The sequence below is a fragment of the Marinobacterium sp. MBR-109 genome, from assembly GCF_040547565.1.
In the GTDB taxonomy this organism is placed as follows: Bacteria; Pseudomonadota; Gammaproteobacteria; order Pseudomonadales; family Balneatricaceae; genus Marinobacterium.
Genome location: NZ_JBEPPZ010000009.1, coordinates 65,682 through 91,298, shown reverse-complemented (window position 1 = coordinate 91,298; position 25,617 = coordinate 65,682). Strand labels below are relative to the sequence as shown.

The 25,617-nt window shown below is 55.7% G+C and carries 27 protein-coding genes; 7 read left to right on the top strand and 20 right to left on the bottom strand.

Translation table 11 applies throughout. The features are described from left to right. Positions 1 to 38 precede the first annotated feature (38 nt). The 3 genes from ABIE60_RS12530 to ABIE60_RS12520 form a co-directional block, all read right to left on the bottom strand. Entirely contained in the window at positions 39 to 1,067 is a 1,029-nt protein-coding gene (locus ABIE60_RS12530) for a TAXI family TRAP transporter solute-binding subunit (RefSeq protein ID WP_354469798.1), read from the bottom strand. 184 nt (positions 1,068 to 1,251) lie between these two features. Continuing rightward, positions 1,252 to 2,619 (bottom strand): sigma-54-dependent transcriptional regulator, encoded by a 1,368-nt coding sequence (locus ABIE60_RS12525; RefSeq protein ID WP_354469797.1) that lies wholly within the window; start codon positions 2,617 to 2,619, stop codon positions 1,252 to 1,254. Next, a complete protein-coding gene (locus ABIE60_RS12520) occupies positions 2,612 to 4,690 on the bottom strand; it encodes a sensor histidine kinase (RefSeq protein ID WP_354469795.1) in 2,079 nt (692 codons plus the stop codon). Before ABIE60_RS12520 ends, ABIE60_RS12525 begins: the two co-directional genes overlap by 8 nt. A 113-nt stretch (positions 4,691 to 4,803) precedes the next feature. Here ABIE60_RS12520 and ABIE60_RS12515 point away from each other — a divergent pair, with 113 nt between their 5' ends. Then, positions 4,804 to 5,667: a prephenate dehydratase gene (locus ABIE60_RS12515; protein WP_354469865.1), complete on the top strand. Its 864-nt coding sequence runs from the start codon at positions 4,804 to 4,806 to the stop codon at positions 5,665 to 5,667. Positions 5,668 to 5,675: 8 nt separating this feature from the next. Here the strand turns inward: ABIE60_RS12515 and ABIE60_RS12510 are convergent, their stop codons facing one another. From ABIE60_RS12510 to ABIE60_RS12500, 3 genes are all read right to left on the bottom strand, one after another. After that, a complete protein-coding gene (locus ABIE60_RS12510) occupies positions 5,676 to 6,683 on the bottom strand; it encodes an asparaginase domain-containing protein (RefSeq protein WP_354469793.1) in 1,008 nt (335 codons plus the stop codon). Then, entirely contained in the window at positions 6,680 to 8,083 is a 1,404-nt protein-coding gene (locus ABIE60_RS12505; protein ID WP_354469791.1) for an aspartate ammonia-lyase, read from the bottom strand. Before ABIE60_RS12505 ends, ABIE60_RS12510 begins: the two co-directional genes overlap by 4 nt. Before the next feature lie 78 nt (positions 8,084 to 8,161). Further along, positions 8,162 to 9,631 (bottom strand): alanine/glycine:cation symporter family protein, encoded by a 1,470-nt coding sequence (locus ABIE60_RS12500; protein WP_354469789.1) that lies wholly within the window; start codon positions 9,629 to 9,631, stop codon positions 8,162 to 8,164. 177 nt (positions 9,632 to 9,808) lie between these two features. On the opposite strand from ABIE60_RS12500, the gene ABIE60_RS12495 reads away from it, so the two are divergent. Continuing rightward, positions 9,809 to 10,636 carry a helix-turn-helix transcriptional regulator gene (locus ABIE60_RS12495; protein WP_354469787.1) on the top strand — a complete coding sequence of 276 codons (828 nt, stop codon included), beginning with the start codon at positions 9,809 to 9,811 and terminating at the stop codon, positions 10,634 to 10,636. Between the two features lie 319 nt (positions 10,637 to 10,955). Here the strand turns inward: ABIE60_RS12495 and tcdA are convergent, their stop codons facing one another. Genes tcdA through hda form a run of 4 tightly spaced genes read right to left on the bottom strand, consistent with a single transcriptional unit; the run spans position 10,956 to position 13,441 of the window. After that, positions 10,956 to 11,753 (bottom strand): tRNA cyclic N6-threonylcarbamoyladenosine(37) synthase TcdA, encoded by a 798-nt coding sequence (gene tcdA, locus ABIE60_RS12490; RefSeq protein WP_354469786.1) that lies wholly within the window; start codon positions 11,751 to 11,753, stop codon positions 10,956 to 10,958. Then, entirely contained in the window at positions 11,746 to 11,988 is a 243-nt protein-coding gene (locus ABIE60_RS12485; RefSeq protein ID WP_354469784.1) for a C1 domain-containing protein, read from the bottom strand. Before ABIE60_RS12485 ends, tcdA begins: the two co-directional genes overlap by 8 nt. A 17-nt stretch (positions 11,989 to 12,005) precedes the next feature. Continuing rightward, positions 12,006 to 12,722 carry a TIGR01621 family pseudouridine synthase gene (locus ABIE60_RS12480; RefSeq protein ID WP_354469782.1) on the bottom strand — a complete coding sequence of 239 codons (717 nt, stop codon included), beginning with the start codon at positions 12,720 to 12,722 and terminating at the stop codon, positions 12,006 to 12,008. Next, complete coding sequence (hda, locus tag ABIE60_RS12475) at positions 12,719 to 13,441, bottom strand: DnaA regulatory inactivator Hda (protein ID WP_354469780.1); 723 nt, start codon at positions 13,439 to 13,441, stop codon at positions 12,719 to 12,721. The genes ABIE60_RS12480 and hda overlap by 4 nt, the downstream gene beginning before the upstream one ends. 147 nt (positions 13,442 to 13,588) lie before the next feature. On the opposite strand from hda, the gene purM reads away from it, so the two are divergent. The 4 genes from purM to ABIE60_RS12455 are packed head-to-tail and all read left to right on the top strand — an operon-like array spanning position 13,589 to position 16,297. Beyond that, positions 13,589 to 14,644, top strand: coding sequence for a phosphoribosylformylglycinamidine cyclo-ligase (gene purM, locus ABIE60_RS12470; RefSeq protein WP_354469778.1), 1,056 nt, complete (start codon positions 13,589 to 13,591; stop codon positions 14,642 to 14,644). Positions 14,645 to 14,646: 2 nt separating this feature from the next. Further along, the gene (gene purN / locus ABIE60_RS12465) at positions 14,647 to 15,294 is read left to right on the top strand and encodes a phosphoribosylglycinamide formyltransferase (protein ID WP_354469776.1); all 648 of its coding nucleotides are present in this window, start codon (positions 14,647 to 14,649) and stop codon (positions 15,292 to 15,294) included. Between the two features lie 14 nt (positions 15,295 to 15,308). Beyond that, entirely contained in the window at positions 15,309 to 16,019 is a 711-nt protein-coding gene (locus tag ABIE60_RS12460; protein WP_354469774.1) for a DUF3108 domain-containing protein, read from the top strand. Continuing rightward, entirely contained in the window at positions 16,016 to 16,297 is a 282-nt protein-coding gene (locus ABIE60_RS12455; RefSeq protein WP_354469772.1) for a YfcL family protein, read from the top strand. The genes ABIE60_RS12460 and ABIE60_RS12455 overlap by 4 nt, the downstream gene beginning before the upstream one ends. Here ABIE60_RS12455 and ABIE60_RS12450 read toward each other — a convergent pair. The 6 genes from ABIE60_RS12450 to ABIE60_RS12425 form a co-directional block, all read right to left on the bottom strand. After that, on the bottom strand, positions 16,225 to 17,481 hold the full coding sequence (locus tag ABIE60_RS12450; RefSeq protein ID WP_354469770.1) for an EAL domain-containing protein: 1,257 nt from the start codon (positions 17,479 to 17,481) through the stop codon (positions 16,225 to 16,227). The genes ABIE60_RS12455 and ABIE60_RS12450 overlap by 73 nt on opposite strands. A 64-nt stretch (positions 17,482 to 17,545) precedes the next feature. Further along, complete coding sequence (gene rimO, locus ABIE60_RS12445; protein ID WP_354469769.1) at positions 17,546 to 18,877, bottom strand: 30S ribosomal protein S12 methylthiotransferase RimO; 1,332 nt, start codon at positions 18,875 to 18,877, stop codon at positions 17,546 to 17,548. A gap of 108 nt (positions 18,878 to 18,985) precedes the next feature. Next, positions 18,986 to 19,477 (bottom strand): GNAT family N-acetyltransferase, encoded by a 492-nt coding sequence (locus tag ABIE60_RS12440; protein WP_354469767.1) that lies wholly within the window; start codon positions 19,475 to 19,477, stop codon positions 18,986 to 18,988. A 143-nt stretch (positions 19,478 to 19,620) separates the two neighbouring features. Next, positions 19,621 to 19,845 (bottom strand): ChaB family protein, encoded by a 225-nt coding sequence (locus tag ABIE60_RS12435; RefSeq protein WP_354469765.1) that lies wholly within the window; start codon positions 19,843 to 19,845, stop codon positions 19,621 to 19,623. A 212-nt stretch (positions 19,846 to 20,057) separates the two neighbouring features. After that, entirely contained in the window at positions 20,058 to 20,357 is a 300-nt protein-coding gene (locus ABIE60_RS12430; protein WP_354469763.1) for a helix-turn-helix domain-containing protein, read from the bottom strand. Between the two features lie 436 nt (positions 20,358 to 20,793). Next, complete coding sequence (locus ABIE60_RS12425; protein ID WP_354469761.1) at positions 20,794 to 21,306, bottom strand: hypothetical protein; 513 nt, start codon at positions 21,304 to 21,306, stop codon at positions 20,794 to 20,796. A 703-nt stretch (positions 21,307 to 22,009) separates the two neighbouring features. On the opposite strand from ABIE60_RS12425, the gene ABIE60_RS12420 reads away from it, so the two are divergent. Further along, the gene (locus ABIE60_RS12420) at positions 22,010 to 22,960 is read left to right on the top strand and encodes an IS110 family RNA-guided transposase (protein WP_354469863.1); all 951 of its coding nucleotides are present in this window, start codon (positions 22,010 to 22,012) and stop codon (positions 22,958 to 22,960) included. A 36-nt stretch (positions 22,961 to 22,996) separates the two neighbouring features. On the opposite strand, the gene ABIE60_RS12415 is transcribed toward ABIE60_RS12420, so the two are convergent. From ABIE60_RS12415 to ABIE60_RS12400, 4 genes are all read right to left on the bottom strand, one after another. Further along, positions 22,997 to 23,452 (bottom strand): hypothetical protein, encoded by a 456-nt coding sequence (locus ABIE60_RS12415; RefSeq protein WP_354469759.1) that lies wholly within the window; start codon positions 23,450 to 23,452, stop codon positions 22,997 to 22,999. Between the two features lie 29 nt (positions 23,453 to 23,481). After that, positions 23,482 to 24,069 carry a hypothetical protein gene (locus ABIE60_RS12410; protein WP_354469757.1) on the bottom strand — a complete coding sequence of 196 codons (588 nt, stop codon included), beginning with the start codon at positions 24,067 to 24,069 and terminating at the stop codon, positions 23,482 to 23,484. 110 nt (positions 24,070 to 24,179) lie between these two features. Continuing rightward, a complete protein-coding gene (locus tag ABIE60_RS12405) occupies positions 24,180 to 24,812 on the bottom strand; it encodes a hypothetical protein (protein WP_354469755.1) in 633 nt (210 codons plus the stop codon). A gap of 100 nt (positions 24,813 to 24,912) precedes the next feature. Next, positions 24,913 to 25,569, bottom strand: coding sequence for an HNH endonuclease (locus tag ABIE60_RS12400; RefSeq protein ID WP_354469862.1), 657 nt, complete (start codon positions 25,567 to 25,569; stop codon positions 24,913 to 24,915). Between the last annotated feature and the right edge of the window lie 48 nt (positions 25,570 to 25,617).

Below are 25,617 nucleotides of genomic sequence, written 5' to 3'. Positions count from 1 at the left end.
GCGGGGGTGCAGTCGACAGACTGGTGAGCAAGCTCGGCTTACTCGGCGATCAGGTGATCCGGGATTTCAAGGCCCGCTTCACGGTAGTAACGCACCGCGCCCGGGTGCAGCGGAACCGGCATGCCGGCGATCGCTTTTTCCAGCGCCATCGCTCTGGTGGCGGCATGGATACCGTTGAGGAAAGTCAGGTTTTCATAAATGGTCTTGGTCAGCTGATACACGTCCTCTTCCGACACGTCCGCGTTCACCGCCAGGAAGTTCGGCTGGGCAACGGTGTTGATCGCTTTGGTCTGGCCTGGATAGGTGTTGGCCGGAATGACATAACGGGTCCAGAGATCATAGCGACCGTTGGCCTGCTTCATCTGCTCGTCGGTGAAATCCAGCGTGGTGATGTCACCGCCCATGGCCGCATAGGCGCGGGTGATGGCCGAGGTCGGAACGCCCGACGGAATATTCATGCCGTCAATGGTGCCGTTCTGCATCGCATCCGCCGATGGACCATAGCCCATGTAGGCCAGACTGAAGCTGTCCGGATCGATACCCAGGTTGCCCAGAATGGTACGGCCCGAACCTTCGGTGCCGGAGTTTTTCGGCCCGATGGAGAATTTTTTGCCCTCAAAGCCTTTCAGGTCGGTAATGGTGCCGGTTTTGGCATAGGGCGTGCGGACCACGAACTGCTCCACGTTCTGCCACAGCATGGTGACCGAGCGCAGGTAATCCTGTTTGCCGGACTGTTTCAGCTCGCCCTCACCGTTCCAGGCCCAGGCCCCATAAAGACCCTGCAGGATCGAGAACTGAACCTGGTTCTCACGCATCAGTTTGATGTTTTCACCGGAACCGGCGGAGTTGATGGCAGAAACGGACAGGCCGATGGTGGGCTCAAGCTTTACTTTTGCCAGTGTCGCAATGGCCACGCCGACCGGGTAGAAGGTACCGCCGGTTGATGCGGTGGCCATGATGTAGGAACGTTTTTCTTCAGCCTGTGCCAGACCGGCAGTGCCGCCAACGGTTGCCATGGCCAGCGTCAGACCCATCGCCTTGATCAGGGTGCGTTTGCTCTGATTCATCTTGGTATCCCTTATCGTTATGTCATCAGTCATTGTTGTTAGTGACCTGAATAACAAAGCAGGAACCGGGCCAATTCACTCGATTCTTACAACCCTTTGTTTTTTAAAAACATTCATCATGCAACACTGACCTGATGAGCGAGATTTCGCCTATTAAGCTCTCTGAGCATAGGCAAAAAACCGCTTATTGCGCGGTAAAGTCACTGCGATTCAGGCCATAACGCTGCATTTTCTGATTCAGTGTGCGTCGCGGCAGGTCCAGCTCATCCATCACCGCCTTGATATTGCCCTGATGCCGCTCCAGCGCTTCACGGATCAGTTGCGATTCATACTCAGCCACCCTTACCGCCAGCGACAGCGTCTGGCGCCCTGCCAGCGGTGCACTGACCAGCGGCGTCTGCCGTGAAAGCAGCTCAGCCACACTGGCACGCGGATCAACCGCATACCGGATGGCGATGTTTTTCAACTCGCGCACGTTGCCCGGCCAGGCATAGGATTGCAGCGCATCCAGATCATGATCACTGAGCTGGCGCGCTTCACGATCATGCTGATCAGCCCCCCGACCGGCATAGTGGGCGAACAGCAGCGGCACATCCTCGATCCGCTCCCGCAGCGGCGGAATATGCAGCTCGGAGACACTGAGGCGGTAGAACAGGTCTTCGCGGAAATTGGGGTCGCCGCGCAGGTCCACCTTGGCGGCAGCGACCACCCGCAGATCGACCGGTATCAATGTATTGGACCCCAGCCGTTCGATCACATGCTCCTGCAACGCTCGCAGCAGCTTGATCTGCAGGTGCAGTGGCATGCTCTCGATTTCGTCCAGAAACAGGGTGCCGCCACTGGCATACTCAAACTTGCCGATACGGCGCTTGGCCGCATGGGTAAACGCACCGGCCTCATGACCAAACAGCTCACTTTCGATCAGGTTTTCCGGAATGGCACCACAGTTGATCGGCACAAACTGCTTCTTGCCACGGGTGCTGTACTCATGCAGACACTGCGCCACCAACTCCTTGCCGGTACCGGTCTCACCATAGATGATCACATTGGTATCCAGCTCGGCCAGCGCCAGCAGTTCACGTCGCAGGCGTTGAATGGCCGGTGAAATACCGATCAGGCGCGCTTCCAGCACTGAACGACTGGCCAGACTCTGCTGCAGACGCAGATTTTCAAGCATCAGGCGCCGCTTTTCACAGGCTCGGCGAATCCGCTCGACCAGGCGCTCGGGCACAAAGGGCTTTTCGATAAAGTCGTAGGCACCTTCGCGCATGGCCGCCGTGGCCATATCCACATCGCCATGCGCCGTGAGCAGAATCACCGGCAGATCCGGTGCACGCTTGAGAGCTTCAGTCATCAGCTCAAGGCCATCCATGCCGGGCATGCGCACATCGGTCAGCAGAATGCCGGGGCAGAACGGGTCGATCTGCTCCAACGCCTGCTCGGCCCGGCTGAAACACTCCACACTGAAACCGGACAGCTCCAGCCACTGGGCGGTAGCTTCACGCACCATCGCCTCATCATCCACCAGCAGTACGCGGCCCTGATCAATCATTATTCGCTCCTTGTTGGTAAAGCGGCATGCTCAGCCGGAAACAGGCACCTTCAGCCTGATCAACAGGTTCGATACTGCCACCGAGGTCACGCAAAATACTGTGTACGATTGCCAACCCCAACCCAAGCCCCTGGCCCACCTCCTTGGTGGTGAAAAAGGGTTCAAACAGTTGAGCGCGATGCTCGGGCTCAATGCCGGGGCCGTTGTCCCGAACATCCAGCAGCATCCGGCCATCCTCTACGGCCTGCACACTGATCCAGAGGTGGTGTTCACCGGGTCGGGTCGACATGGCATCGCAGCTGTTCTTGATCAGATTGATCATGACCTGCTCATAGCGTGCGGCATCGCCGGCAATTTTCATATCAGGCTGCGGCGGATCGAAATGCAACTGCAGATCCAGCTCCTCGAAGCGACCACGGAACAGCTGCAACACCTGTTCCATCACCTGCTGCAGCGACACCGGCTCGATACGTTCCGGCTTGCGATAGGCGAAGGTTTTCAGCTGCCCGGTGATCAGCGCCATGCGGTCGAGCAGCTGCTGTTGCTGGCGCAGGTTACGCACCAGTGCATCAGGGTTATCCAGCTGCTTTTCAGCAATGGCGAGATAGGTACGCATGGCGGTCATCGGCTGATTGAGTTCGTGCACCACCGAGGCCGACATCCGCCCCAGCGCCGCCAGCTTTCCGGCTTGCACCAGCTCGGCCTGTGCCTCTTCCAGTGCTCGGGTACGTGCCACCACTTTCTGTTCCAGGGATTCATTGGCTTCACGCAGTGCCTGCTCCAGCCGTTTGCGACGGCTGATATCGATCAGAGTCACCAGATACCCGAGTTCAGGGTGGTGCGCCATCTGCCGAATCGAGATCAGCATGGGAAACTCACTGCCATCGGCACGCTGGCCGACCACTTCCAGCCCGGTCAAGGGCTGAAAGCGTTCGCTGCCGAGCGCACCCAACGCTTGCTGCAGTGGTCGGGCCGAAAAGCCGGCCCGCAGCAGGTTCAAGACCGGCTGATGCCGAATCTGCTCTACCGATACGCCGAACAGCTGCATCGCCATCGGGTTGACCAGCTCAACCCTGCCCGAAGGCGTAATGTGTATCAGCCCGACCTGCGCGGTATTGATGATGTCACGCTGCTGCTCTTCACTGCGTGCCCGCTCCTGCAGCCGCTCCAGCTGGAGACGACGCTTCTGACGTGACTCGCGCAGATACAGCAGCAACAGGCCCAGCGCCACCCCGCCGGAAAGTACCGAGGCCACCACCAGCTGCTCACGCTGTTTGGCCGGACGGATATCGGTCAGTGTACTCACCTGCCAGCCCAGATCATCCAGCTCAACCCGATGCACGATCGCCATGGAGTTTTCATGCGGCACCAGCTGCAGACGGGTACCATCACTCAGCAACCGGGACTGCATCTGCTCCAGTGGCCAACCCAGATCAGACTTGAATACCAGCTCACCCGTCGGCGATACCACCAGCAGCGGATAGTCCGTTGTCAGTTGCTCGCCCAACCGAGGCACATCCAGCCGTATCACGGCCACCCCCACCAGCCCGCCATCATAGATCGGGGCCGACATGAAAAAGGTCGCGGTTTCCAGATCTTCCTGATACTGCAGCTCCTGCCCCTGCTCTCCCGCCAACGCCTGCTGGAAGTAGTGCTGCTGCCACTGCGAGCGCAACCGCTGCGAGCTTTCATCACGCCAGTTGCTGTACGCCAGCGCCTCACCCGTGGGGTCCAGTACAAACAGAGCCGTCGAGCCGGCCACCAGGTTGAACTGCTCCAGCACCCGGTTCACCAGAATACGGTTATGTTCATCGGGCTGGCGCAGAAAGTCTCTGACCTGCAGGTTCTGTGCAACCAGAAAGGGCAGATAGTTGTATTGACCCAGGGTGCGGCGCAGCTGGCCGATGCTGTTCAGCAGTCGATCGGAGCCCTCTACGTGCAACTGCTGCATGGCCCGATCATAGGCCACCCGACCGCCCCACCAGGCCAGCAGCAGAAACATCAGGCTGTACAGCAGAATTCTGAGGCCAAGCGACAGGCGAAGTTTTGAAGACGTGGCACGTTCAGGCATTGGCAGTCTCTCTTGGGCAGGCGCTGAACCTTAGCAAAGGCAGATATTTTTTTCAGCCGATCAACGCCTGTGCCATAATAGCGGCCCCATTCTATTCAGTCTGTATGGATACCATGACCGCCAACACCATTATCGCCTATCAGGGCCACGAAGGGGCCTATTCCCATCTTGCCTGCCGCCACGTGCACCCGGAGCTGACGCCCCGCGCCTGCGAAAGCTTTGTTGAAGCGATGTTTATGGTCGAGCGCGGCGAAGCGCGACTGGCGATGATTCCGCTGGAGAACTCCACCGCCGGGCGAGTTGAAGAGATCTACCGCCTGATGCCGAAAACGCGCCTGCATGTGATTGGCGAGCATTTTGAGCCGGTCAACCACTGCCTGCTGGCGCTGCCCGGCACCCGCATCGAAGATCTGAAAACCGTGTCCTCTCATCCTCAGGCGCTGGCACAGTGTGCCGAGAACATCCGCAGCCTCGGAATTGAGCCGGTTGCCGCGCTGGATACCGCAGGCTCGGCCGATGAGTTGTCGCAGAAACGCACCCAGGGTCATGGCGCCATCGCCTCCAGCCTGGCGGCTGAGCTGTACGGGCTGGAAGTGCTGCGAGAAAACTTTCAGGACAAGACCGGCAACACCACGCGCTTCATGATCCTCTCACGCGACCAGATGATGCCGCCGCTGGAGAAGGATGTGCGTTACATCACGTCCCTCATGTTCCGTGTGCGCAACATCCCGGCGGCGCTGTACAAGGCACTGGGCGGCTTTGCCACCAACGGAGTGAACATGGTGAAGCTGGAAAGCTACATGGCCTCTGAAACCATGACCGTGTCCAGCTTCCACCTGGATATTGAAGGCCACCCGCATGAGCAGGCGATGAAGTTCGCGCTGCAGGAGCTTAACTTCTTTGCTGAAGAGGTGCGCGTGATCGGCACCTATGCAGCTCACCCTTTCCGCTTCAGCCACCTGAATCTGGAGCTGTAGTCCGGCGCTCAGCGCTCCGGCGTACATTCACCCCGCAGGGCACAGCCCAGTGCCTTGCGGATTGCATCCGGTGAAAGCCCAAGCGCAATCAGATGATGCAGCTTGGTGAAGGCCGCTTCCGGGGTCAGATCGAGCCCCGACACCACACCGACCTGATTCAACAGAGCACCCGTTGCATAGGCTCCCTGACTGACCGCTCCCTGCTGGCACTGGGTCACATTCACCACCACCTGCCCTCGCGCACCTGCTCGGGCCAGAACATCCAACAGACCGGTTTCGGTTTCCGGCGGGTTACCAACACCATAGGTAAGCAACACCAGTCCTTTTACCGCATCGGGTGCCAACGCCTCCTTCAGCAGCCGCAGCGGCATGCCCGGATATACCATCAACATGACCACTGCATCAGGATCATACGCGGGTATTTCAAAGCGTACCTGTTGCGGCGGCAGTCGCTCTGCACTCAGCTCAATGTCAATCCCGGCCTTACCCAGCCAGGGGGCATTCGGCGAATCAAACGCATCCAGGCCGCTGCTTTTCACCTTGCGGCTGCGATTGCCGCGCAGCAGGCGTCCATTGAAACAGATGCATACCTCAGCAAGATCAGTACGCGACGCCAACAGCAGCGCCGTGACCAGGTTATCCAGCGCATCATTGCGCAGCTGACTGAGCGGAATCTGAGAGCCGGTCAGAATCACGGGCTTGTCCAGCTGCGACAGCATGAACGACAGTGCAGACGCGGTGTAGGCCATGGTATCGGTCCCATGCAACACCACAAAACCCGTGTAGTCACGCCACTTTGCCTGCAGGGTTCTGGCAATCTGCTCCCAGTCGGCCGGCACCACACTGGCACTGTCGATCAAGCGATCAAACTCCAGCAGGTCAAACACCGGCAATGCCCGATCCCCCAAAGCCGCCCTGAGCCGAGCATCAAAGCCCGGCTCAGGCACATAGCCATTGTCAGAGGCCACCATACCGATGGTGCCGCCGGTGTAGATCACCAGAACCCGGTTCATCATGGCGCTACCGCAACCGGTGCCAGCATGGCATGAGGACTCAGAATTGCATCCAGCTTGGCTTCGGGCAGCAGCCCTTCGGCCAGCACCAGTTCGCGCACGGTAGAGCCCGAGGTCAGTGCGGCAGAGGCGATCCGCGTTGAATTGCTGTAGCCGATATACGGCACCAACGCCGTGACGATTCCAATGCTGTTGTCCAGATGCCGGGCACACTGTTCTTCATTGGCTCGAATGCCACGAATGCAACGATTTTCAAGCATGGTACAGGCCGAGGTCAGCATCTTGATTGAATTCAACAGGTTATACACGATCAGCGGTTCCATCGCGTTGAGCTGCAGCTGCCCGGCTTCAGCCGCCAGCGTCACCGCCAGGTCGGCAGCAATCACCTGATAGGCCGTTTGATTGACCGCCTCCGGAATCACCGGGTTGACCTTGCCCGGCATAATGGAAGAACCCGGCTGCATCGGCGGCAGCATAATTTCACCCAACCCGGTACGTGGGCCGCTGGACAGCAGACGCAGATCGTTGCACATCTTGCCCAGCTTGATGGCAAAACGCTTGAGAATGCCGGAGAACATGACGAAAGCGCCCATGTCTGAGCTGGCTTCCACCAGATTCGTGGCGGATACCACCGGCTTGCCGGAGATCTGCGCCAACCGCCCCACCGCCAGCGCCTGATACCCCGGCGGCGCGTTGATGCCGGTCCCGATTGCCGTACCGCCAAGATTGACCTCGCACAACAGCCGCGCCACCTCATGCAGGCGGTCGATATCCTCATCCAGATTGACGGCAAAAGCCTCAAACTCCTGCCCCAGCGTCATCGGCACGGCATCCTGCAGCTGAGTACGTCCCATTTTGACGATATGGGAAAACTCGCGCCCCTTCTCTTCCAGCGCCTCGATCAGGCTGCGGATTGCCTGTTCAAGCGGCTCAGCTGCAAACTGAATCGCCAGGCAGACCGCTGTCGGATAGGCATCATTGGTGGACTGGGAGCGGTTAACATCATCATTGGGGTGCAGATACTGGTACTCCCCTCGCCCATGCCCCAGCTTCTCCAGCGCCAGATTGGCGATCACCTCGTTGGCGTTCATGTTGGTCGATGTACCGGCGCCGCCCTGAATCAGGTCGACCACGAACTGATCATGCAGATGACCGGCATCAATCTCGTCACAGGCGGCGATGATGGCACCCGCCTTTTCTGCCGGCAGCACACCCAACTCACGGTTGGCCCAGGCGGCAGCCGACTTGACCTGCACCAGCGCACGTACCAGCGCCGGAAAATGGCTGATGGGCACACCGGTAATGGAAAAGTTATCAAGAGCACGCTGGGTTTGAATGCCATACCAGGCTTCAGCCGGTACCGCCAGATCACCCAAAAGATCATGTTCAACGCGCATGTTCATCGAATGCATAGACCCTTGCAAACAGATTAAAAAGACCCCCGGGTTCGTCGTGAACCCGGGAGCAACTGGAGAAGCCTGTTACCTGGCAGCCTTGCCGGAAACGGTTTCACGCGCCTTGATCCGTTCCAGATCTTCCGGCTCAATTTCCCAGGCGACCGGGTCCACATTCATATCGCGGAACTGGCTGGCATCGAAAACCGGCTGTTCGACCCCCTCGCCGATCTGGCGATCAAAATCACGCAAAATGCGCAGACCCGGCTTGACCAGAAACAGCAGCGCGATCAGGTTAGCCAGCGCCAGCAGCCCCATGGTGACATCGGCAAAGCCGAATACGGTTCCCAGATCGGTGGTAGCCCCCCAGCACACAAGGCCAATGATCAGAACCCGGAATCCATTGAACAGATTCTGGTTTTCCGTGCTGAAGAAATTGAGGCTGTTTTCACCCAGATAGTAGTTGTAGAGCATGGTACTGAAGCCGAACAGCACCAGTGCAATGCTGACAAAGGCACGCCCCCAGTCACCGACATGATCGGCCAGTGCCGACTGTGTCAGCGCGACACCTTCAACCGCGACACCGCTGCCCGGCTCATAAACCCCGCTGAGCAGAATGATAAATGCGGTTGCCGAACAGATAATCAGCGTGTCGATAAAGACCGAAAAGGACTGCACAATGCCCTGATTGGCAGGGTGCGGCACATAGGCCACGGCTGCCACGTTGGGTGCACTGCCAAGCCCGGCCTCGTTTGAAAACAGGCCACGCTTGACCCCCATCATGATCGCCGCGCCAATGCCGCCACCGACTGCAGGTTCAAGGCCGAAAGCGCTTTTAACGATCAACATGAACACATCCGGGATACGGTCAAAATTGAGGCCCAGTACGACAAACGCCACCAGCAGGTAGCCACCGGCCATGATCGGTACCAGCACCTCGGCGACTTTGGCGATACGCTTAACACCGCCGAAGATGATCATGCCCACCAGCATCGCCATGGCGATCCCGGTATAGAACACCGGCACCCCAAAGGCGTCACCGACTGAGGTCGCAACGGCATAGGATTGCAGCGCCGTAAAGCAGAAACCAAAGGTCACCAGCAGCAATACGGAGTAAATCGCAGCCAGCCAGTTCCACCTTTTGCCCAGCCCACGGGAAATATAGTGAGCCGGGCCACCACGATAGGTGCCGTCCGGCTCGGCCTGCTTGTAGGTTTGCGCCAGCGTACATTCAAGAAAGCTGGTGGCCATACCCATCAGACCAACCACCCACATCCAGAAAATGGCACCGGGGCCACCCAGCGTAATCGCCACGGCAACGCCGGCGATATTGCCGCCCCCCACGCGCCCGGCCACCGACAGCAGCAGCGCCTGAAACGAACTCAGGTGGCCATGTTTATCATGCTTGAACGCCTGACTGGCGCTCAGAATTCGGAACATGCGACCGAAATAGCGAAACTGGACAAAGCGCGAAACGACCGTAAAACCCACACCAATAAGGATCAGCAGGCCGATCAGCACCTTGCCCCAGAGAAGCTCGTTGAGAAATTCCAACATCACTGCACTCCACTCTATTCTTGTTTTAGGACGGTGGGTCATTTAATCAATGATTCAGCACTGATAAAATTTGTCACTCTGACTACAGAATGGCGTATTCTGGCGCACAAACAACACCAAAAAGTGCCAGCGCATTTTGGCGCATTCCCAACTACACGCCTTCAGGAGGTGACGCGATTGAACGAGGACCTGGCCCAAAACCTGCGCCTTCTGTGCAGCTATCACAAATCGATCGCTGAAGTGTGCCGCCGACTTAACATCAACCGTCCGCAGTTCAACCGTTACCTGAGCGGACGTTTCAAGCCCTCAGCCGGCACCCTGCGTCGTATCTGTGATTTCTTTGGTGTTGATGTACACGAGATCCTGCTGCCGCATGACCAGTTCCAGCGTCTGGTGCAGGTACGCCCCAGTGCCCTGCCACCCAGCGATCCCTCCACGGATAACCTCAGCGCACACCTTGATCACCTGTTCCGCAGCGGAAGCCAGGGGCTGGAACGCTATATCGGTTACTATTTCGAGTATTACCTGTCGATGTCGGCGCCGGGAAAATTGATCCGTACGCTGGTCTGTATCGAGGAGCGAGATGGGCGCTACCTGTTCCAACGCACCGAACGGATGCAACCGGAGCCGGGCGAACCCGCCTGCCACAACCGCTACCAGGGTGCTGCCGTAATGCTCAGTGACCGGCTGTTTCTGGTTGACTACGAAACGCTGAATCGACATGAACTGACCCAGACAATTCTTTTCCCCAGCTTTCGTAACCGACTTACCCGGCTGACAGGGCTGCGCGTCGGAGTGTCGGACAACAGCGAACGCATGCCCTGCTGCACACGGGTGCTGTATGAATATCTGGGCACCAGCATCAGAGTGCGCAAGGCGCTGGCGATGTGCGGACTGCTCGACGCCGATCAGGATGAGCTCGACCCCAGCATTTCTGCTGCGGTGCAAAACAACATGACAGAGGAAGAGATTCATTTTCGTGCCCGACACCACACCGGCCGATAGCGTCCGAGCGCAATATCAGAACATTACCATTGTGATATAAGAGCTTATATTTATTCCGCACCGCACAAAAATATAATTTCTTAGAAGGTTTTATTCTAAAAATACTATTGTGCATTGCACAAAAAGAGGCCATATTGAAGCTGTCCTGCATCGCAGGGCACCGCGAGAGTCGTTGCTCTTCCTCAATCTCTCGCATCCCATTTCCAACTCTGGCCGTTTTGAGTTGTTTGCACTTTGCCTGCCCCTCTTCACTGAAGAGGGGTTTTTTTTGACTGAATTCAGGAAGGAAAGGTGTGGCGGGGCAAGCGAGTGTCGCGCGTCAGACTGCCTGCTCGCGGGCGGCACGTTCCTGCAGTTTTTTAAGCACCCGTGATACCGCCACGAAGCCGAAGGTTGCCGTGACCACGGTGGTGGCGCCGAAGCCACCGGCACAATCCAGTCGCGTGCCGTTCTCCATCACGCTCTTCTGCTGGCAGACACTGCCGTCCGGCTGCGGGTAACGCAGCTGCTCTTCAGAGTAGACACATTCAACGGCAAAGCGACGACCGCTGCTGCTGAAACGATAATGGCGCCGCAGGAAAGAGCGCACTTTGGCGGCCAGGGGATCGGTTTGCGTGCGCGTGAGGTCGGCCACGCGGATCAGCGTCGGGTCGACCTGACCACCGGCACCGCCGATGGTGATCACCGGCACCTTGCGTCGCTTGCACCAGGCGATGACCGCTGCCTTGTCCTTCACGCTGTCGATGGCATCCACCACGTAGTCCAGATCGTCGTGCAGCAGCTCATCCAGGTTGTCGCGGGTTGCGAAGGCTTCCACCTCATGCACCAGACAGTCCGGGTTGATATCTCGGATACGTTCCGCCATCACCGCGACCTTGGACTGTCCGATGGTGGAGCTGAGGGCATGGATCTGGCGGTTGGTATTGGTGACACACACATCATCCAGATCAATAAGCGTAATTTCGCCTATGCCGCTGCGCGCCAGTGCCTCCGCCACCCAGGAGCCAACGCCCCCGATGCCGATCACGGCCACATGGGAGCGCTGAAACAGTTCGAGCCCGTCCAGCCCATAGAGCCGAGCCGTACCACCGAAGCGCTGATCGAGTGCGTTACTCATCGTCGAACTCATCCTCGGTCAGCTCAGTCAGTACGACTTCACCACACTCGTTGCATTTGCCTTCGATAAAGACCAATCCATACAGCTCGTACTCCTCAGGCTCAGACATACCCAGCCCCAATTGTTGGCAGTGGTCGCACCAAGTATCGGTCAGGAAGAGTTGCTGTTCTTCAGAGTCGCGGGCGTAAAAATCCCGCTGCACACGATTCTCGTTCATTTTTTGATCAATCTTCATAGGAGGCGCATGATAAATCAGCCGGCAGCACCATGCCAGCGCAGAGCAAAAGGATCACGCCAGTCACCCGCCAGCAGCGCTGTCATCTCGGGCAACCTGAACAGCTCACCCCGGTCAGGATCAGCGCGGAACGCACAGGGTGTACCTGCAAGACTGAAACTCAACTGCCAGGCATGCAGATAGCCACGGTCCGGTCGGGCCGCATCCGTTTTTTCATGATAGATCGGATCACCGATAATGGGCGCACCGATGCTTTTCAGGGCCACCCGGATTTGATGCGTTTTACCGGTATAGGGGCGACACAGAAAGGCGCGCAGGCCCGGCTGGATCGATGCACTGTAGAACTCGGTACGCGCCCGGTTTTCGTCTGTACGGGTAAGCTTCCAGCTGCCGCGACGGCTGCGAACCATGCCGCCTTCGATACGGCCCTGCTTTTTGCGCGGCTTGTGATCGCTCAGGGCCAGGTACAGCTTGCTGACCTGTTGAGTTGCAAATGCCGCCGACAGCTCAGCGGCACTGTCCGCCGAGAGCGCAAACACCACCAGTCCGGACGTGATTCGGTCCAGCCGATGCACCGGCCAGACCGCTTGCCCCAACTCACGCGCCAGCAACATTGCCAGACCGGCGGCTTGATCATCCTTATGCATACTGATGCCCGGTGCCTTGTCGATCACGACAAAGCGGGCATTGCGTTCAATGATGCGGAAGGCAGGTGCGGTGTCCGGATGGCTCACCAGTTCATGACCTGTTTGACGAAGGGTACGGTAATCTTGCGTTGCGCACTGAGCGAGGCCACATCCAGCTTGTCCAGCGTCACCAGCAGGTGCGCCATGTTGCGGCTGCCGTGATGCATCAGATAACGAATCACATCATCACCCAACTGCAGGCCACGGGCCTGAGCGCGTGCACGCAGGGCAACCACCTTGGTGTCGTCATCCAGTGGCTGCAACTGAAACACCATGCCCCAGTTGAGGCGTGACTCAAGGTCGGCCAACCGAATACCGAGCTTGGCCGGCGGCAGGCTGGCGGCGATGATCAAGACATGGCCGTTGGCGCGCATCCGGTTATACAGGTGGAACAACGCCTCTTCCCACTCCGAGTCACCGGCGATCTGTTCCAGGTTATCGATGCACACCAGGTCCAGCTGATCGAAATCTTCCAGCAGCTGGGGGCCATACTGTTTAAGCTCGGCCAGCGGCAGGTAGACGGCACTGCGGCGAACCGGGTCGGATGCATGGCAACAGGACTGCAACAGATGCGAGCAGCCCGTGCCCGCATGCCCCCAGAGATAGAGATACTGCTCGCCAAAACCGGCCACCGATTTCTCCAGTGCAGCGCACACCAGTCCATTGCGGCCACAGACGAAGTTCTCGAAGCGGGCATCATCCCGCAGCGTTATTCCCAGAGGTAACTGCACAGGTGCAGCAGAACGGCTTTTCTCTTTTTGAATCACTGCAAGCGTCTTATGGTTCGCGATACCGAGGAAAAACATACGGCGTGTAAATGACGCGCGTAACTCTAACACAGAGCGCCCGCAACCTGATAAACTAGCGCGATAATTTTTTACCGTTATTTACCCGCTTTAAAGGTTGACTCACCCATGTCTACAGGTTCTGAAAAAACTTCCCTGAGCTACAAGGATGCCGGCGTTGATATTGATGCCGGAAACGCGCTTGTCGAGCGCATTAAAGGTGTCGCCAAACGCACTGCCCGTCCTGAGGTCATGGGTGGACTGGGTGGGTTCGGTGCCCTGTGCGAACTGCCGGCCGGCTACAAGCAGCCGGTACTGGTATCCGGTACCGACGGTGTTGGTACCAAGCTGCGCCTGGCAATGGACCTGAAAAAGCACGACACCATCGGCATCGATCTGGTCGCCATGTGTGTCAACGATCTGGTCGTGGCCGGCGCCGAGCCGCTGTTCTTCCTCGACTACTATGCCACTGGCCATCTGAATGTCGACATGGCCGCTGACGTTGTCACCGGCATCGGTGCCGGTTGCGAGCTGGCCGGTGCCGCGCTGGTGGGCGGTGAAACCGCTGAAATGCCGGGCATGTATGAAGGTGATGACTACGACCTGGCCGGCTTCTGCGTGGGCGTGGTTGAAAAGTCCGAAATCATTGACGGCAGCAAGGTTCAGGTAGGCGATGCCCTGATCGGCCTGGCCTCTTCCGGCCCGCACTCCAACGGTTACTCCCTGATCCGCAAGATTCTGGAAGTGGCCAATGCCGATATGCAGCAGCCGATGGGTGACAAGACACTGGCAGACGCCCTGCTGGAACCGACCCGCATCTATGTAAAGTCGATCCTGAAGCTGATCCGCGAATCCCAGGTCAATGCCCTGTCACACATCACCGGTGGCGGCCTGCTGGAAAACATCCCGCGTGTACTGCCCGCTTCGGCCAAAGCCGTGATCGACATCGATTCATGGACCCTGCCGCCGGTATTCCAGTGGCTGCAGGCTGAAGGCAACGTGGATGCGCGTGAAATGTACCGCACCTTCAACTGTGGCGTAGGCATGGTCATTGCCGTTCCGGCTGACAAGGCCGATGCCGCCATCGCCCTGCTGCAGGGTGAAGGCGAAAGCGCATGGCTGATCGGCCAGATCGAAGCGGCCGCCGAAGGCGAAGAACAGGTTGAGCTGCGTCAGGGAGCCTGAGCATGGCATCCAAACGCATCGTAGTACTGATCTCGGGCAGCGGGTCCAACCTGCAGGCCATTCTTGATCAGACCCTTGACGGCCAGATCGACGGCAACATTGTGGCGGTGATCAGCAACCGCCCCGATGCTTACGGCCTGACCCGGGCAGAACAGGCGGGTGTTGATGCCCGTCTGCTCGACCACAAACAGTTTGCCGACCGTGAATCCTTTGATCAGGCACTGGTGGAACTGATCGACAGCTACAGGCCTGATCTGGTGATACTGGCCGGCTTCATGCGCATCCTGACGCCCGAGCTGGTCCGTCACTACCATGGCCGCCTGTTCAACATTCACCCCTCCCTGCTGCCCAAGTACAAGGGGCTGAACACGCACCAGCGTGCGCTGGACGCCGGTGATGACAGGCACGGTTGCAGTGTGCACTTCGTCACCGAGGAGCTGGATGGCGGGCCTGTCATTGTGCAGGCCAGCGTACCCATCACCACGGATGAAACTGCCGACAGTCTGCAACAGCGCGTACATGCACTTGAACACCGGATCTACCCGCTGGCGGTAGAATGGTTCTGCACCGACCGGTTGGTACTGACCGATGCAGGCGTGACGCTGGATGGGGAACCTCTTCCCGCTACAGGTTTCCAATACGGCAACTGACCGATGGAGGCTGCATGACCCTGACATTCAAGACAGCGCTGCTGTCCGCCCTGCTGCTGACAGGCGCACCCGCTTTCGCTGAAACCGACCCGTTGCCTCCGTTCAAGGCGGTCTACACGACCGAGTTTGATCTGGGGGTATCTCTCAGTGGCGAAGCGGTGCGCGAACTGCGCCGTGAAGCCAACGGCCACTGGCACTTCAGTTCTGAAGCGTCCGCCATGATGGCAGGGATACGCGAGGCGTCAGAGTTCGACTACCGCAGCGGCGAGATGATCCGTCCAATCAAATACGATTACCATCGCAAGGTACTGGGCAAAAGCCGCCGCGCCAGCATCGATTTTGACTGGCCGGCCGGCAAGGCCACCAATGTGGTCAAGGACAAGCCCTGGAAGATGGCCATCGAAGCCGGCACTCAGGACAAACTGAGTTACCAGTTGCAGATGCGGCTCGACCTGAAGGCAGGCCTGCAGAGCATGTCCTATCTGGTAGCCGATGGCGGCAAAGTGAAAACCTACGCCTTTGCCGTGACCGGCGAAGAACAGGTCAAAACCCCCTACGGTACGTTTAATGCGGTACGTGTTGTCCGCGACCGTGGCGAAGATTCAGATCGGGAAACCCTGATCTGGTTCGCCCCCGAACTGGACTACCTCATCGTTCGTTTGCAGCAGACAGAATCCGATGGCAAAACCTATGGCCTGCTGCTGAAAAATCTGGAGACACCATGAGTGAAGCATTGATCAGCGCAACCGAAAACCGCCTGCTGGCACGTGAACAGGCTGCGCTGGACAAGCCCGATGAGCTGTTTTACTGCAGCTATCTGATCAGCCACCTGAACCTGGTGGCGGCTGAACTGCCCGAATCAGGCGAAGCCTTCCTGCATGACCTGCAGCAAAGCCTCGACAGCGCCTTCAGCGTTGACCAGCTCAGCGATCAGGACAAGTCAGGCATCAAATCGCTGTGGAATGAAGTCTGCGGCGAAATCGGATCACCGCTGGCCAGCTGATCCAGCACATCCACCAGCAGCACCCGCTGCTGGTCCAGCGCCAGCGTCAGGGTAAAGCAGCGCTGGTTGCCACTGATGTCCATATAGGGCGCCGAGCGCAGAATCCGCCGCTCATAATCCTCAGCCGCAACCAACTGATAGAACCAGGGACGCCAGCTCCAGTTGTGGCCGATCACTCGCACATCCTCGTGCCACTGGCCGTCACGGTATTCATAGTTGGGCGATACCTGCAGCCCCTGACGGTCACAGATAAAGCAGCGCAGAATGGCCGCATCCGGGCAGTAGTGCCTGAGGGCTTCAGCCCCCTCACCCGCCAGCAACAGATCACGCAACGCCAACAACTGGCTCTGCAAACCTTCCAGATGCCACTGCCGCCGCGCCGACTGCTCAATCATCTGCTCAAGATAACGCTGCAGCAACTGCTGTACGCGGTCGTAGCAGGCATCCGGTGCCAGAAAATCGGGCAGCGCGGGGTCAAAAATGAACCCCTGCACATAACTGGCGTTGCACTGCAGCGCGAGAAAAAACTCCTCTTCCGTTTCAACGCCCTCGAAAATCAGCTTGCTGCCCAGCCGTGAGGCCATATCGCCGAGCGTATGCAACAGTGCACTTTCCTGGTGCCCGAATGCACTGTTCTTGAACATCCGCATATCGATCTTGAGCAGATCTGGCGTAAACGCCAGCAGCCGGTCCAGCTGCTGAAAACCGGTGCCAAAATCATCCAGCGCCACCCGCACCCCTTCGGCACGGTAACGGCGAGCCAAGTGGTGAATACGATCAATCCCGCCCCCATGCTCTGTGATTTCGACAATCACACGGCTCAGGTCCACACCGGCCTCACGCATCATCTCCAATGTTGGCAACGGCTCCAGCGGATCCAATGCATCGATCCACTCCGGCGACAGGTTGATGGTGAGATAAGTATCTTCCGGGGCTGACAGGAAGGCATTCAGCGCCTGACGGCGCACGCTACGGTCCAGCTGCAACCGCTCAGCCGGTGAAAGGGTCGGGTCCTGAAACAGCCCGCCAGCCGATACGATCTTGCCACTGTCATCCCTGCGTCGCGCCAAGGCTTCGTAGCCGGCAACCCGACCGGTGGCAATCTCCACGATCGGCTGAAACCAGGGAAAAAGCGTGTGTTGCATAAATACCTCGGAAAACATGCGGCTGTGTGGCTTACCCATAAGCAAAACCCGGGCCAGTGTATTACGGACCCGGGTTAACGATGGATCATTAATCAGGGAACGATCAGCGACCGATGCGCTCGCCCCAAAGGTCATGTTCATCGGCGTCGGTTACGCGCACGCGCACCCGGTCACCCGGTTTCACGTCCACATCATCCAGCAGATAGATCTGACCGTCGATTTCCGGCGCATCCGCCTGGGTACGACCGATGGAACCATCCAGACCGACCTCGTCGATCAACACTTCAAGCTCGCGGCCGATTTTCTGCTGCAGCTTGCGCGCACTGATGGCCGCCTGCTTCTCCATAAAGCGCGCCAGACGCTCCTCCTTCACCTCTTCAGGTACAGCGGGGTGAATCGCGTTGGCGGTGGCGCCGTCGACCGGTGAGTAGGTGAAGCAGCCCACACGGTCGAGCTGAGCTTCATCCAGGAAGTCGAGCAGGTACTCGAACTGCGCATCAGTCTCGCCCGGGAAGCCGACGATAAAGGTGGAGCGCAGCGTGATGTCAGGGCAGATATCGCGCCAGGCATTGATGCGATCCAGCGTTTTCTCGCTGGCGGCCGGACGCTTCATGGCACGCAGCACATCCGGATGTGCATGCTGGAACGGGATGTCCAGATAGGGCAGGATCTTGCCCTCGGCCATCAACGGAATCACGTCATCCACGTGCGGATAGGGATAGACGTAGTGCAGACGCACCCAGGCGCCCAGATCGCCTATCGCCTCGCACAGCTCCTTCATGCGAGTCTTGAGCGGACGCCCCTGCCAGAAGCCGGTACGGTATTTGGTATCCACCCCGTAGGCACTGGTGTCCTGCGACACCACCAGCAGCTCCTGTACACCCGCATTCACCAGACGCTCGGCCTCATCCATCACATCGCCTACCGGGCGCGAAACCAGATCGCCGCGCAGTGACGGAATGATGCAGAAGGTACAGCGGTGGTTACAGCCTTCCGATATTTTCAGATAGGCGTAATGACGCGGCGTCAGCTTGATCCCCTGCGGCGGCACCAGATCGATGAACGGCTCATGCTTGCGCTCGGGCTTGGGCAGGTACTGATGCACCGCACCCACCACCTGCTCATACTGCTGCGGCCCGGTCACGGCCAGCACCTGCGGATGGATATTGGTAATTTCATCCGCCTGCGCGCCCATGCACCCGGTCACGATCACCTTGCCGTTTTCGTTCAGCGCCTCGCCAATCGCTTCCAGCGATTCCGCCTTGGCCGCATCGATGAAACCGCAGGTGTTCACCACCACCAGATCCGCCTGATCATAGGAGGGCACCACCTCGTAACCATCGGAGCGCAACTGGGTCAGAATACGTTCGGAATCAACCAGCGCCTTGGGGCAGCCAAGGCTGACAAAACCAACTTTGGGTGTGTGTGCAGACATAGGGATCAACTGTTCAGGATTGAGCCTGAGGGCGAACGCCGACAGGGGTTAAGAAAGGCGCGATTATAGCGCAAAGCGGTGGAAGAATCCCTATCCCGATCGGCCCGATCAAACATCACCCAGATTCTTTTGCCAAAACACGGCACTCCCCGCCCTGGGGTCCAACTCGTAACCGGAGAAGCCGAACTTCTCATAGGCGGACTTCGCCACGGTATTGTTGCTAAGCACCTCCAGTGTGATCTTGCAGCACTGTTTCTCTCTCGCCACGGCCTCCACTTCCTCCAGAAGCCTTTGACTCAAGCCCATGCCCCGGTACTCGTTGAGTACACAAATATCATGAATATTGATCAACGGCTTGCAGGCAAAGGTTGAGAACCCCTCAAAGCAGTTCACCAGACCGGCCGGCCTGTCATTCACGTAGGCCAGTATACTGAACGCATGGGATACGGCAGACAGCGCCGGCACCAGACGGTGCATCACATCATCTTTCAGCGGCACGCCGCCGCCCATCGGATCGCAGGCATAGGCATTCAGCAGGAACGGGATATCCAACCGGTGCCGACTGTTTTCATAATCGGCCCGTACGATTTCAATATGCATGTTTCATCCTTTCAGCAACATAAACAGATCCGCCAACAGCCAATTTAATATGCAAAAAACATGCAACGGGTTACCGAATCAGAAACACGCATGATACCGTCCGCCCTTGGGGGGGCTTCATGCAGACGGGTGGTCAGCCCGTCTTAATCCTTTACCCACCTGTCGCCTTCCTTGTGATATACCTTTTTGACAGCAGCCCAAGCCACCTTGTGGGCCGTTTCCTCCCGCCCCGCATCGCCCCGGCGATCTTCAGGATCACTGTATTCATCCCAGGCGAAATGGAACGCCTTGCGATAGATCTCTTGAGCCTTAGCCGGCAAATTGTCGCGCACACTGTCCGGCAGGTCTGAATTGTTATCGTATGGCATCGGTCTGCCCCCCTGAATGTTTCAATCAGTGACAGCGTAGCAGCTGCCGGCACCAGTATCGTGCAAAGGGAGGTGTGGGGTTTTACCGCAGCGCTCTTCGCGAGCATGGATGCCAGGCTCAACTCAGCGAAATGCGCAAGATGGCGCGGTAACGCTATGGTTTTGCGGCGTGTCGGAGCGCCAGCACAGGGGCGCCCGACAACAGCCGCTGGTTAACCCCTGAGTTCGAGATCTTCCCGAATAACCTCGGGATGGCGAAACGCAATGTCGATGAGCGCCTTTGCCGGACCAGAAGGTTTACGTCGACCTTGCTCCCATTCCTGCAGGGTACGTGGAGAAATATGCAGTACCTCAGCAAACTCAACCTGGGTTAGCCCAGTTTTGCCGCGCGCCTCCGCAACCTCGTTAGGCTCAACACGACTGATTCGCGCCGCTTTACCTGCTTTCATTTCTTTAACAGATTGGAGCAACTTGTTGCCAAGCTCCTCTGCACTCAGGGTCTCGTCACTCATTTTCCAGCGCCTCACGTATCGACTTCAGGATATGCGCGGATATGTTTTCCTAGACGGCCTTTTTGTAGATCACCAATAACCAGATCTCACCACTAGCCAACCTGGTGAAGTAGATGACTCGCACCCCACCACGCTTCCCTGAACCCGCTACCGACCATCGAACTTTTCTACAACCGCCGCTACCAGGAATTGGGTCGCCAATTTCCGGATTGGCTGCCAACCAAGCGAAGAACGCATTCCTTTCTTCCTCAGTCCAGATATTTCTGGCATCTGCTTCGAATGTAGGGGTTTCGATGATGGTAAACATGACTACCAATATACGTCATTGACGGAGTTATGCAAGAAGGATGGCTTGAAGGGTTAACGTTTGCAGCATGCGCGCCCACGGAATGGAGCCGAAGGCGCAATGTAGTGGGCGTCGCCGTGCCTGCGTTGGTTAGGTGATAACTTCATGGTATCTAAGGAATTCTCTTAATCGATAGAACTGCTCAAAGCAAAGCTCTGTCAGATCTTTTAACCCGGTTCCAAGATCAACGTAGTGACTTGACCCCAGAGTCACCTTGATCACTCCGTCTGGGGTAAATTCCTCTACCTCCTCAATAAGCTTAGGCTTTGCCCGCATATCGAAATTTACAGCATTTGGAGCAGGTGGAATATAACCTGAAAAATCCGGGCTCACATGTCGATCATGTACAGTTATATTCCTTAGCCCACCCTTGCCCTTAAAAATTGATGTGTTTTCATCTTTATATTTTTTAAGAGCATCAACGCCAATTATAGGCTTAGCCTGCTCCAGTGCTGAATACAGTGCATTTAATATTGCGCTCAACAGATAGGATGCTTCCTTTTCGCATGTAGCATCTCTGGTGAGCGGAGAGTTGCGGCTCTCTAGGGCATCAAGAAGTTCGAGAAAAAATCGAGCCTCTGCCAACTTTTCTGAAGCACTCATTACTCTCACCTAACGCCTTGCTTTGGGGCTGCCGAAGCGTAGCGTAGGCAGTCCCAGCCACGATAGTGGCGACAACAGCAACTTGTTATGTTGCTTTGGCACTACCGTATTAAAAATGTGGTGCGAGGGAGAGGACTCGAACCTCTCTACGTCCCTATTGGCTGCAAACACTTAAACTAATACACCATCTCTCGTAAGGGTTGGAATGTCCCACCGTGGCCTCGCAAGAACGCCATTCCGCACCATACACATGATTTAACGTCTGATATTTTCATAACAAGCTCCTTTGCTTTCTTTACGCCATCGTTGATAGTTTCAATTAGCTCAGTCACTTGGAATTCCAACCCAAACGAGATGTCAGCATTAATCTCCATGTTTACATTTACTGCCAATTCTTTGAGTTCAAGCTGAACTCGATAAAGCAACATAACGCTGCCAACAGCGGCCGAGCGTAGCGAGGTCCCAGCGCACGTAGTGCGCGATGCTGCTTGGCCTTGTATGGATAATTCTCTGCGTTTTCCGGGTAAATTGGGACCCACCCTCAACGGCCATTGAGGGCCTTCATGCAGCAGCTCGATGATTGGCCGGCTCCTCTTGCGAGAGACCGATAACAAGTGCGTAGCGCTGCATGACTCGTTAGCGATAACTCGAACAGTCATCGGGGCCCCGAGCCCGCATAGCAAGGCAAAGTTAGCTTATGACCATACACACAGAAAGCCAAATCCAAATCAACGTCGGCGTAGACGTCGGTAAATCCAAACTCGATATCGTCCTGCATCCGCTGGACCTCCATTTCCAAATTTCGAACGACGAGCAAAGCATTCTCAAGGTCGTTCATGTGCTGAAAAAGCGCAACATCGAACGCATTGTGGTCGAAGCCACAGGGCGCCATGAGCACGCATTCGTGTTCGCCTGTGACCAGGCCAATCTTCCCATTGTCGTGGTCAATCCAATCAGCATAAGGCGATATGCCCAAGCAATTGGCGTACTGGCTAAAACGGATAAGATCGATGCCAGTGTCATCGCCCGTTTTGCCGCCACCATACAGCCTGACATTAAGCCAATTCCTGATAAACAGTCTCGCCTTATCAAGGACTTACTGATTCGCCGCAGCCAGCTACTTGAGATGCAAACCATGGAGAAAAACCGACTCCAAATCTTGCCCAAAGCGCTGCATCGTTCCATCAAAACACTGCTTCGCTCATTACAAACCCAAATCAGTACCATCACCAAACAGATCGATGAAGCCGTCATGCAGGTCAAACACTGGCGCACCAAAACGGAGATCCTGACCAGCGTGCCGGGCGTCGGTAAAGTCCTCGCCTATACCTTGCTCAGCGATCTACCAGAGCTTGGCAAACTCAACCGCAAAGAGATCGCTGCACTCGTCGGTGTCGCACCCATGAACCGCGAAAGCGGCTCCTGGAATGGCAAACGGCGCATCCGCGGAGGCCGTAACCGTATCCGCACGGTCATGTTCATGGCGATGCTGTCATCAATCCAGTGTAACCCTGTGTTCAAACGCTTCTACGAGCATCTGAAAGCCCAGGGCAAACTGCCCAAAGTGGCCATCATTGCCTGCATGCGCAAGCTGATCGTGGTACTCAACACCATGCTCAAGAATGAGACACGCTGGGGCGAAAATATGGCTTAAATATTTAACTGGACACCACAGTCACTTGTTATGTATTTAGTAGTCATCCCACCGACCTGATGACATCTGAATGAATGCACCGGAATCATAAGAAGAGTCAGTATATGTAGATTTACAGACCTTACACTCCCAGTACCCCTCACCATTTCCTTGTAATCGAATCAGCTTATGGTCGCCATCAAAGCATTTCTGGCAATATGGACCATTTTTATTTGACGCAGCTCCAAGCCAGTAATAAGGCTCTTCCCAATTCACTTGCTCTTTTAGTTTAAGCCGGCTTTCGAGTTCTGATATTTCTTCTTGTTTCTTTATTAATTCTGTTTGGATCTCTGCGATCTCCATTTTTGCATCAGCGAGAGAGCTTACAAGGTCAGCCAGCTTCAATTTCAGTTCGGCATCTTGTAGAGAAAGATCACTATTCTTTATAAGTTTTGCTATTTCCGTAGCCGTTTTGATGCTACCTAATGCTGAAGAAATTGAAGCTATGTCCATAGATACTCCATATTAGAATACATAACGCCCTAATCAGCCGCGCCGTCTTTTGGCGTCGGCTGAATTTGATTGTTATGCGTATGTTGCAACCTACTTTGACGCCAAATGACACCAAGCATCAGAATTACAATACCAATAAGAATGTTGTTATAGAATTTTGCAGTCTCAATTTGGGACGTGAGAGACCTTAGCTGAATAGAAACAGTTTTATCCAGAGACGCTATTTTCTGCTCGAACAATTTAGTATCAGTCTCTTGTTTTAACTTAATATCTTTAAATTCAAATACTTTTTCTGGGTCATCTTGCACGATCTTCATTAACGAAGTTACTTGCTCGTATTGCTTTTTAATATCTGCCACTTGCAGCTTTACATCTAGAGCTTCTTTCTCACCTAAGGTGAGGTCACTGATTGAATTTAGCTTTGAGTCAATCGTTTCAATCTTATATGTAAGGCTATTAATTTTGTCATTGTATTCTTCAATGACAACTTGAATTTGTTTTGAGTTTTTCACGCTCTCAACATTGCTTTTTATGCCTTGTGTCCATGCGAAAAAGCCAACTGCTATGGCAAAAATCAACAACATACCGCTGAATAGCTTATCTAAAATATCACTCAATTTTTATATCCTTGTTGTAATAACTTCAAAACGCATAACGCCGCCAACACGCGCGGCTTTGTAGTGAAGGCGAAGCCGCAACGGAAAAGCCGTCGCTGTGCTTGGCATTGTTAGATTTCATCTCGCGAACGAAGCTCTTGCAGAACCACGAGGTACTGATTAGCCATTAGCTCAATGGTGTATCCAATTTTTAGGACGGGAAAATTACAGGTCTTTCCGAACACGTCTTGAAATATTGCGCCCAGGTTTTTTCCATGCGTATCGAAGCTAGTGATTCGATATACGAAATATAGGTAGTTCAGTCGATCACCATAGTCGTTTGTTGACTGTGCCATCATGCTGTTGACATCAAGCACTCTCGGTAGAGCCGACCAAGAAGGATCAGCTGGTTCGAGTTGGTCCTTATGCGGAAGATGATTCTCGTTCAGAAGCTTCACGTAGTCCCGCTTAAAGGAATTCTTTAACTCTTCGTATCGGTTACTTGTCTGTGCTGAATCATCGAACAGGTATATCGTCCAAAAGTAATTTTCTAGCAACGACCTGACGAGAATATGAGTGAAATAGCGCTCATCAGTATTGGCCGATTCATCCAGGCGAAAATCACATCCTTCCACCAAGGTGCCAGCAATTGAATGAAAGCGAAGCACCTCTTGCCCGAAGAAACCAAGATGGCCACCTCTTGAAGAAAGAGACCGAAAGGCTTCAAGTTCGGATTTTAACTGTTCAAAGTAATTCGTAGTCATGCACTCTCCTTGAAATCTAACGCCCGCAGCACGTGCGGCTTTGTAATGGAGGCGCAGCCGCAATGTAAAAGCCGTCACCGTGCCTGCGATTGTTAGCTGACTATAATCTGTTACCTTTTGAAAAGTTGCAACGCTCACAAAGTAATTGCAAGTTCCTAACCGTATTACTCCCACCTTTCGAAAACGGAACAATATGATCAAAGCATAACTTTGCATTGGAGCTACATTCTACGCACTTACCTCCATCCCTTTGCCAAACCTCCCTCTGAACCGCTCTTGGTATGGCCTCTCGGCGCGGCTTCACTGGCTTAGAAATAGGCATTGACGATATATCGACACGAATCAAACTTTCGTCAGTGACAGGCTCAGGCTGTAAATCCTGGCGTGGCTTAGCCTTGAAATCAGGTAGTGGTTGAAAAGACTTAAAAGCATTGATGTGAGCTATCAGATCATCAAGCTCTTCAGTACTCGTGATGATTAGTTTTAGAGCAGGCTTTCCCTTTCCTAACCCTGGCGATGGATAAGTATTACTATGCCGACCAGATTCAGCTGCATATTCCAGAGCTATTTCTGGTACAGATTCCGAATCTGGAGGGTATGGCAGCCATACAAAAGCATAATCATCTTTATTTGGTTGATCTGTTTGAACTACTACACCGAGGTTACTTCCAACATCCCATGCAGTGACTTTCACCGTCTCACGCGATGGCAGCCCGAACTCTTTGTTAATTCTATCTATCACCTGATCTTTAAACATCAAACTAAATTTCCTATCTACTAAGATGCAGCTAACGCGAAGCTTTGC

Bases quoted from the DNA above. Each gene is read 5' to 3' on its own strand.
- ABIE60_RS12505 (WP_354469791.1), bottom strand. From the start codon at position 8,083: ATGAACATGCGCGTTGAACATGATCTTTTGGGTGATCTGGCGGTACCG.
- purN (WP_354469776.1), top strand. From the start codon at position 14,647: ATGGCATCCAAACGCATCGTAGTACTGATCTCGGGCAGCGGGTCCAAC.
- ABIE60_RS12460 (WP_354469774.1), top strand. From the start codon at position 15,309: ATGACCCTGACATTCAAGACAGCGCTGCTGTCCGCCCTGCTGCTGACA.
- ABIE60_RS12525 (WP_354469797.1), bottom strand. From the start codon at position 2,619: ATGATTGATCAGGGCCGCGTACTGCTGGTGGATGATGAGGCGATGGTG.
- ABIE60_RS12435 (WP_354469765.1), bottom strand. From the start codon at position 19,845: ATGCCATACGATAACAATTCAGACCTGCCGGACAGTGTGCGCGACAAT.
- ABIE60_RS12450 (WP_354469770.1), bottom strand. From the start codon at position 17,481: ATGGGTAAGCCACACAGCCGCATGTTTTCCGAGGTATTTATGCAACAC.
- purM (WP_354469778.1), top strand. From the start codon at position 13,589: ATGTCTACAGGTTCTGAAAAAACTTCCCTGAGCTACAAGGATGCCGGC.
- ABIE60_RS12500 (WP_354469789.1), bottom strand. From the start codon at position 9,631: ATGTTGGAATTTCTCAACGAGCTTCTCTGGGGCAAGGTGCTGATCGGC.
- ABIE60_RS12510 (WP_354469793.1), bottom strand. From the start codon at position 6,683: ATGATGAACCGGGTTCTGGTGATCTACACCGGCGGCACCATCGGTATG.
- ABIE60_RS12415 (WP_354469759.1), bottom strand. From the start codon at position 23,452: ATGGACATAGCTTCAATTTCTTCAGCATTAGGTAGCATCAAAACGGCT.
- ABIE60_RS12425 (WP_354469761.1), bottom strand. From the start codon at position 21,306: ATGAGTGCTTCAGAAAAGTTGGCAGAGGCTCGATTTTTTCTCGAACTT.
- rimO (WP_354469769.1), bottom strand. From the start codon at position 18,877: ATGTCTGCACACACACCCAAAGTTGGTTTTGTCAGCCTTGGCTGCCCC.
- ABIE60_RS12430 (WP_354469763.1), bottom strand. From the start codon at position 20,357: ATGAGTGACGAGACCCTGAGTGCAGAGGAGCTTGGCAACAAGTTGCTC.
- ABIE60_RS12530 (WP_354469798.1), bottom strand. From the start codon at position 1,067: ATGAATCAGAGCAAACGCACCCTGATCAAGGCGATGGGTCTGACGCTG.
- ABIE60_RS12520 (WP_354469795.1), bottom strand. From the start codon at position 4,690: ATGCCTGAACGTGCCACGTCTTCAAAACTTCGCCTGTCGCTTGGCCTC.
- ABIE60_RS12405 (WP_354469755.1), bottom strand. From the start codon at position 24,812: ATGACTACGAATTACTTTGAACAGTTAAAATCCGAACTTGAAGCCTTT.
- ABIE60_RS12400 (WP_354469862.1), bottom strand. From the start codon at position 25,569: ATGTTTAAAGATCAGGTGATAGATAGAATTAACAAAGAGTTCGGGCTG.
- ABIE60_RS12515 (WP_354469865.1), top strand. From the start codon at position 4,804: ATGACCGCCAACACCATTATCGCCTATCAGGGCCACGAAGGGGCCTAT.
- ABIE60_RS12455 (WP_354469772.1), top strand. From the start codon at position 16,016: ATGAGTGAAGCATTGATCAGCGCAACCGAAAACCGCCTGCTGGCACGT.
- ABIE60_RS12485 (WP_354469784.1), bottom strand. From the start codon at position 11,988: ATGAAGATTGATCAAAAAATGAACGAGAATCGTGTGCAGCGGGATTTT.
- ABIE60_RS12440 (WP_354469767.1), bottom strand. From the start codon at position 19,477: ATGCATATTGAAATCGTACGGGCCGATTATGAAAACAGTCGGCACCGG.
- tcdA (WP_354469786.1), bottom strand. From the start codon at position 11,753: ATGAGTAACGCACTCGATCAGCGCTTCGGTGGTACGGCTCGGCTCTAT.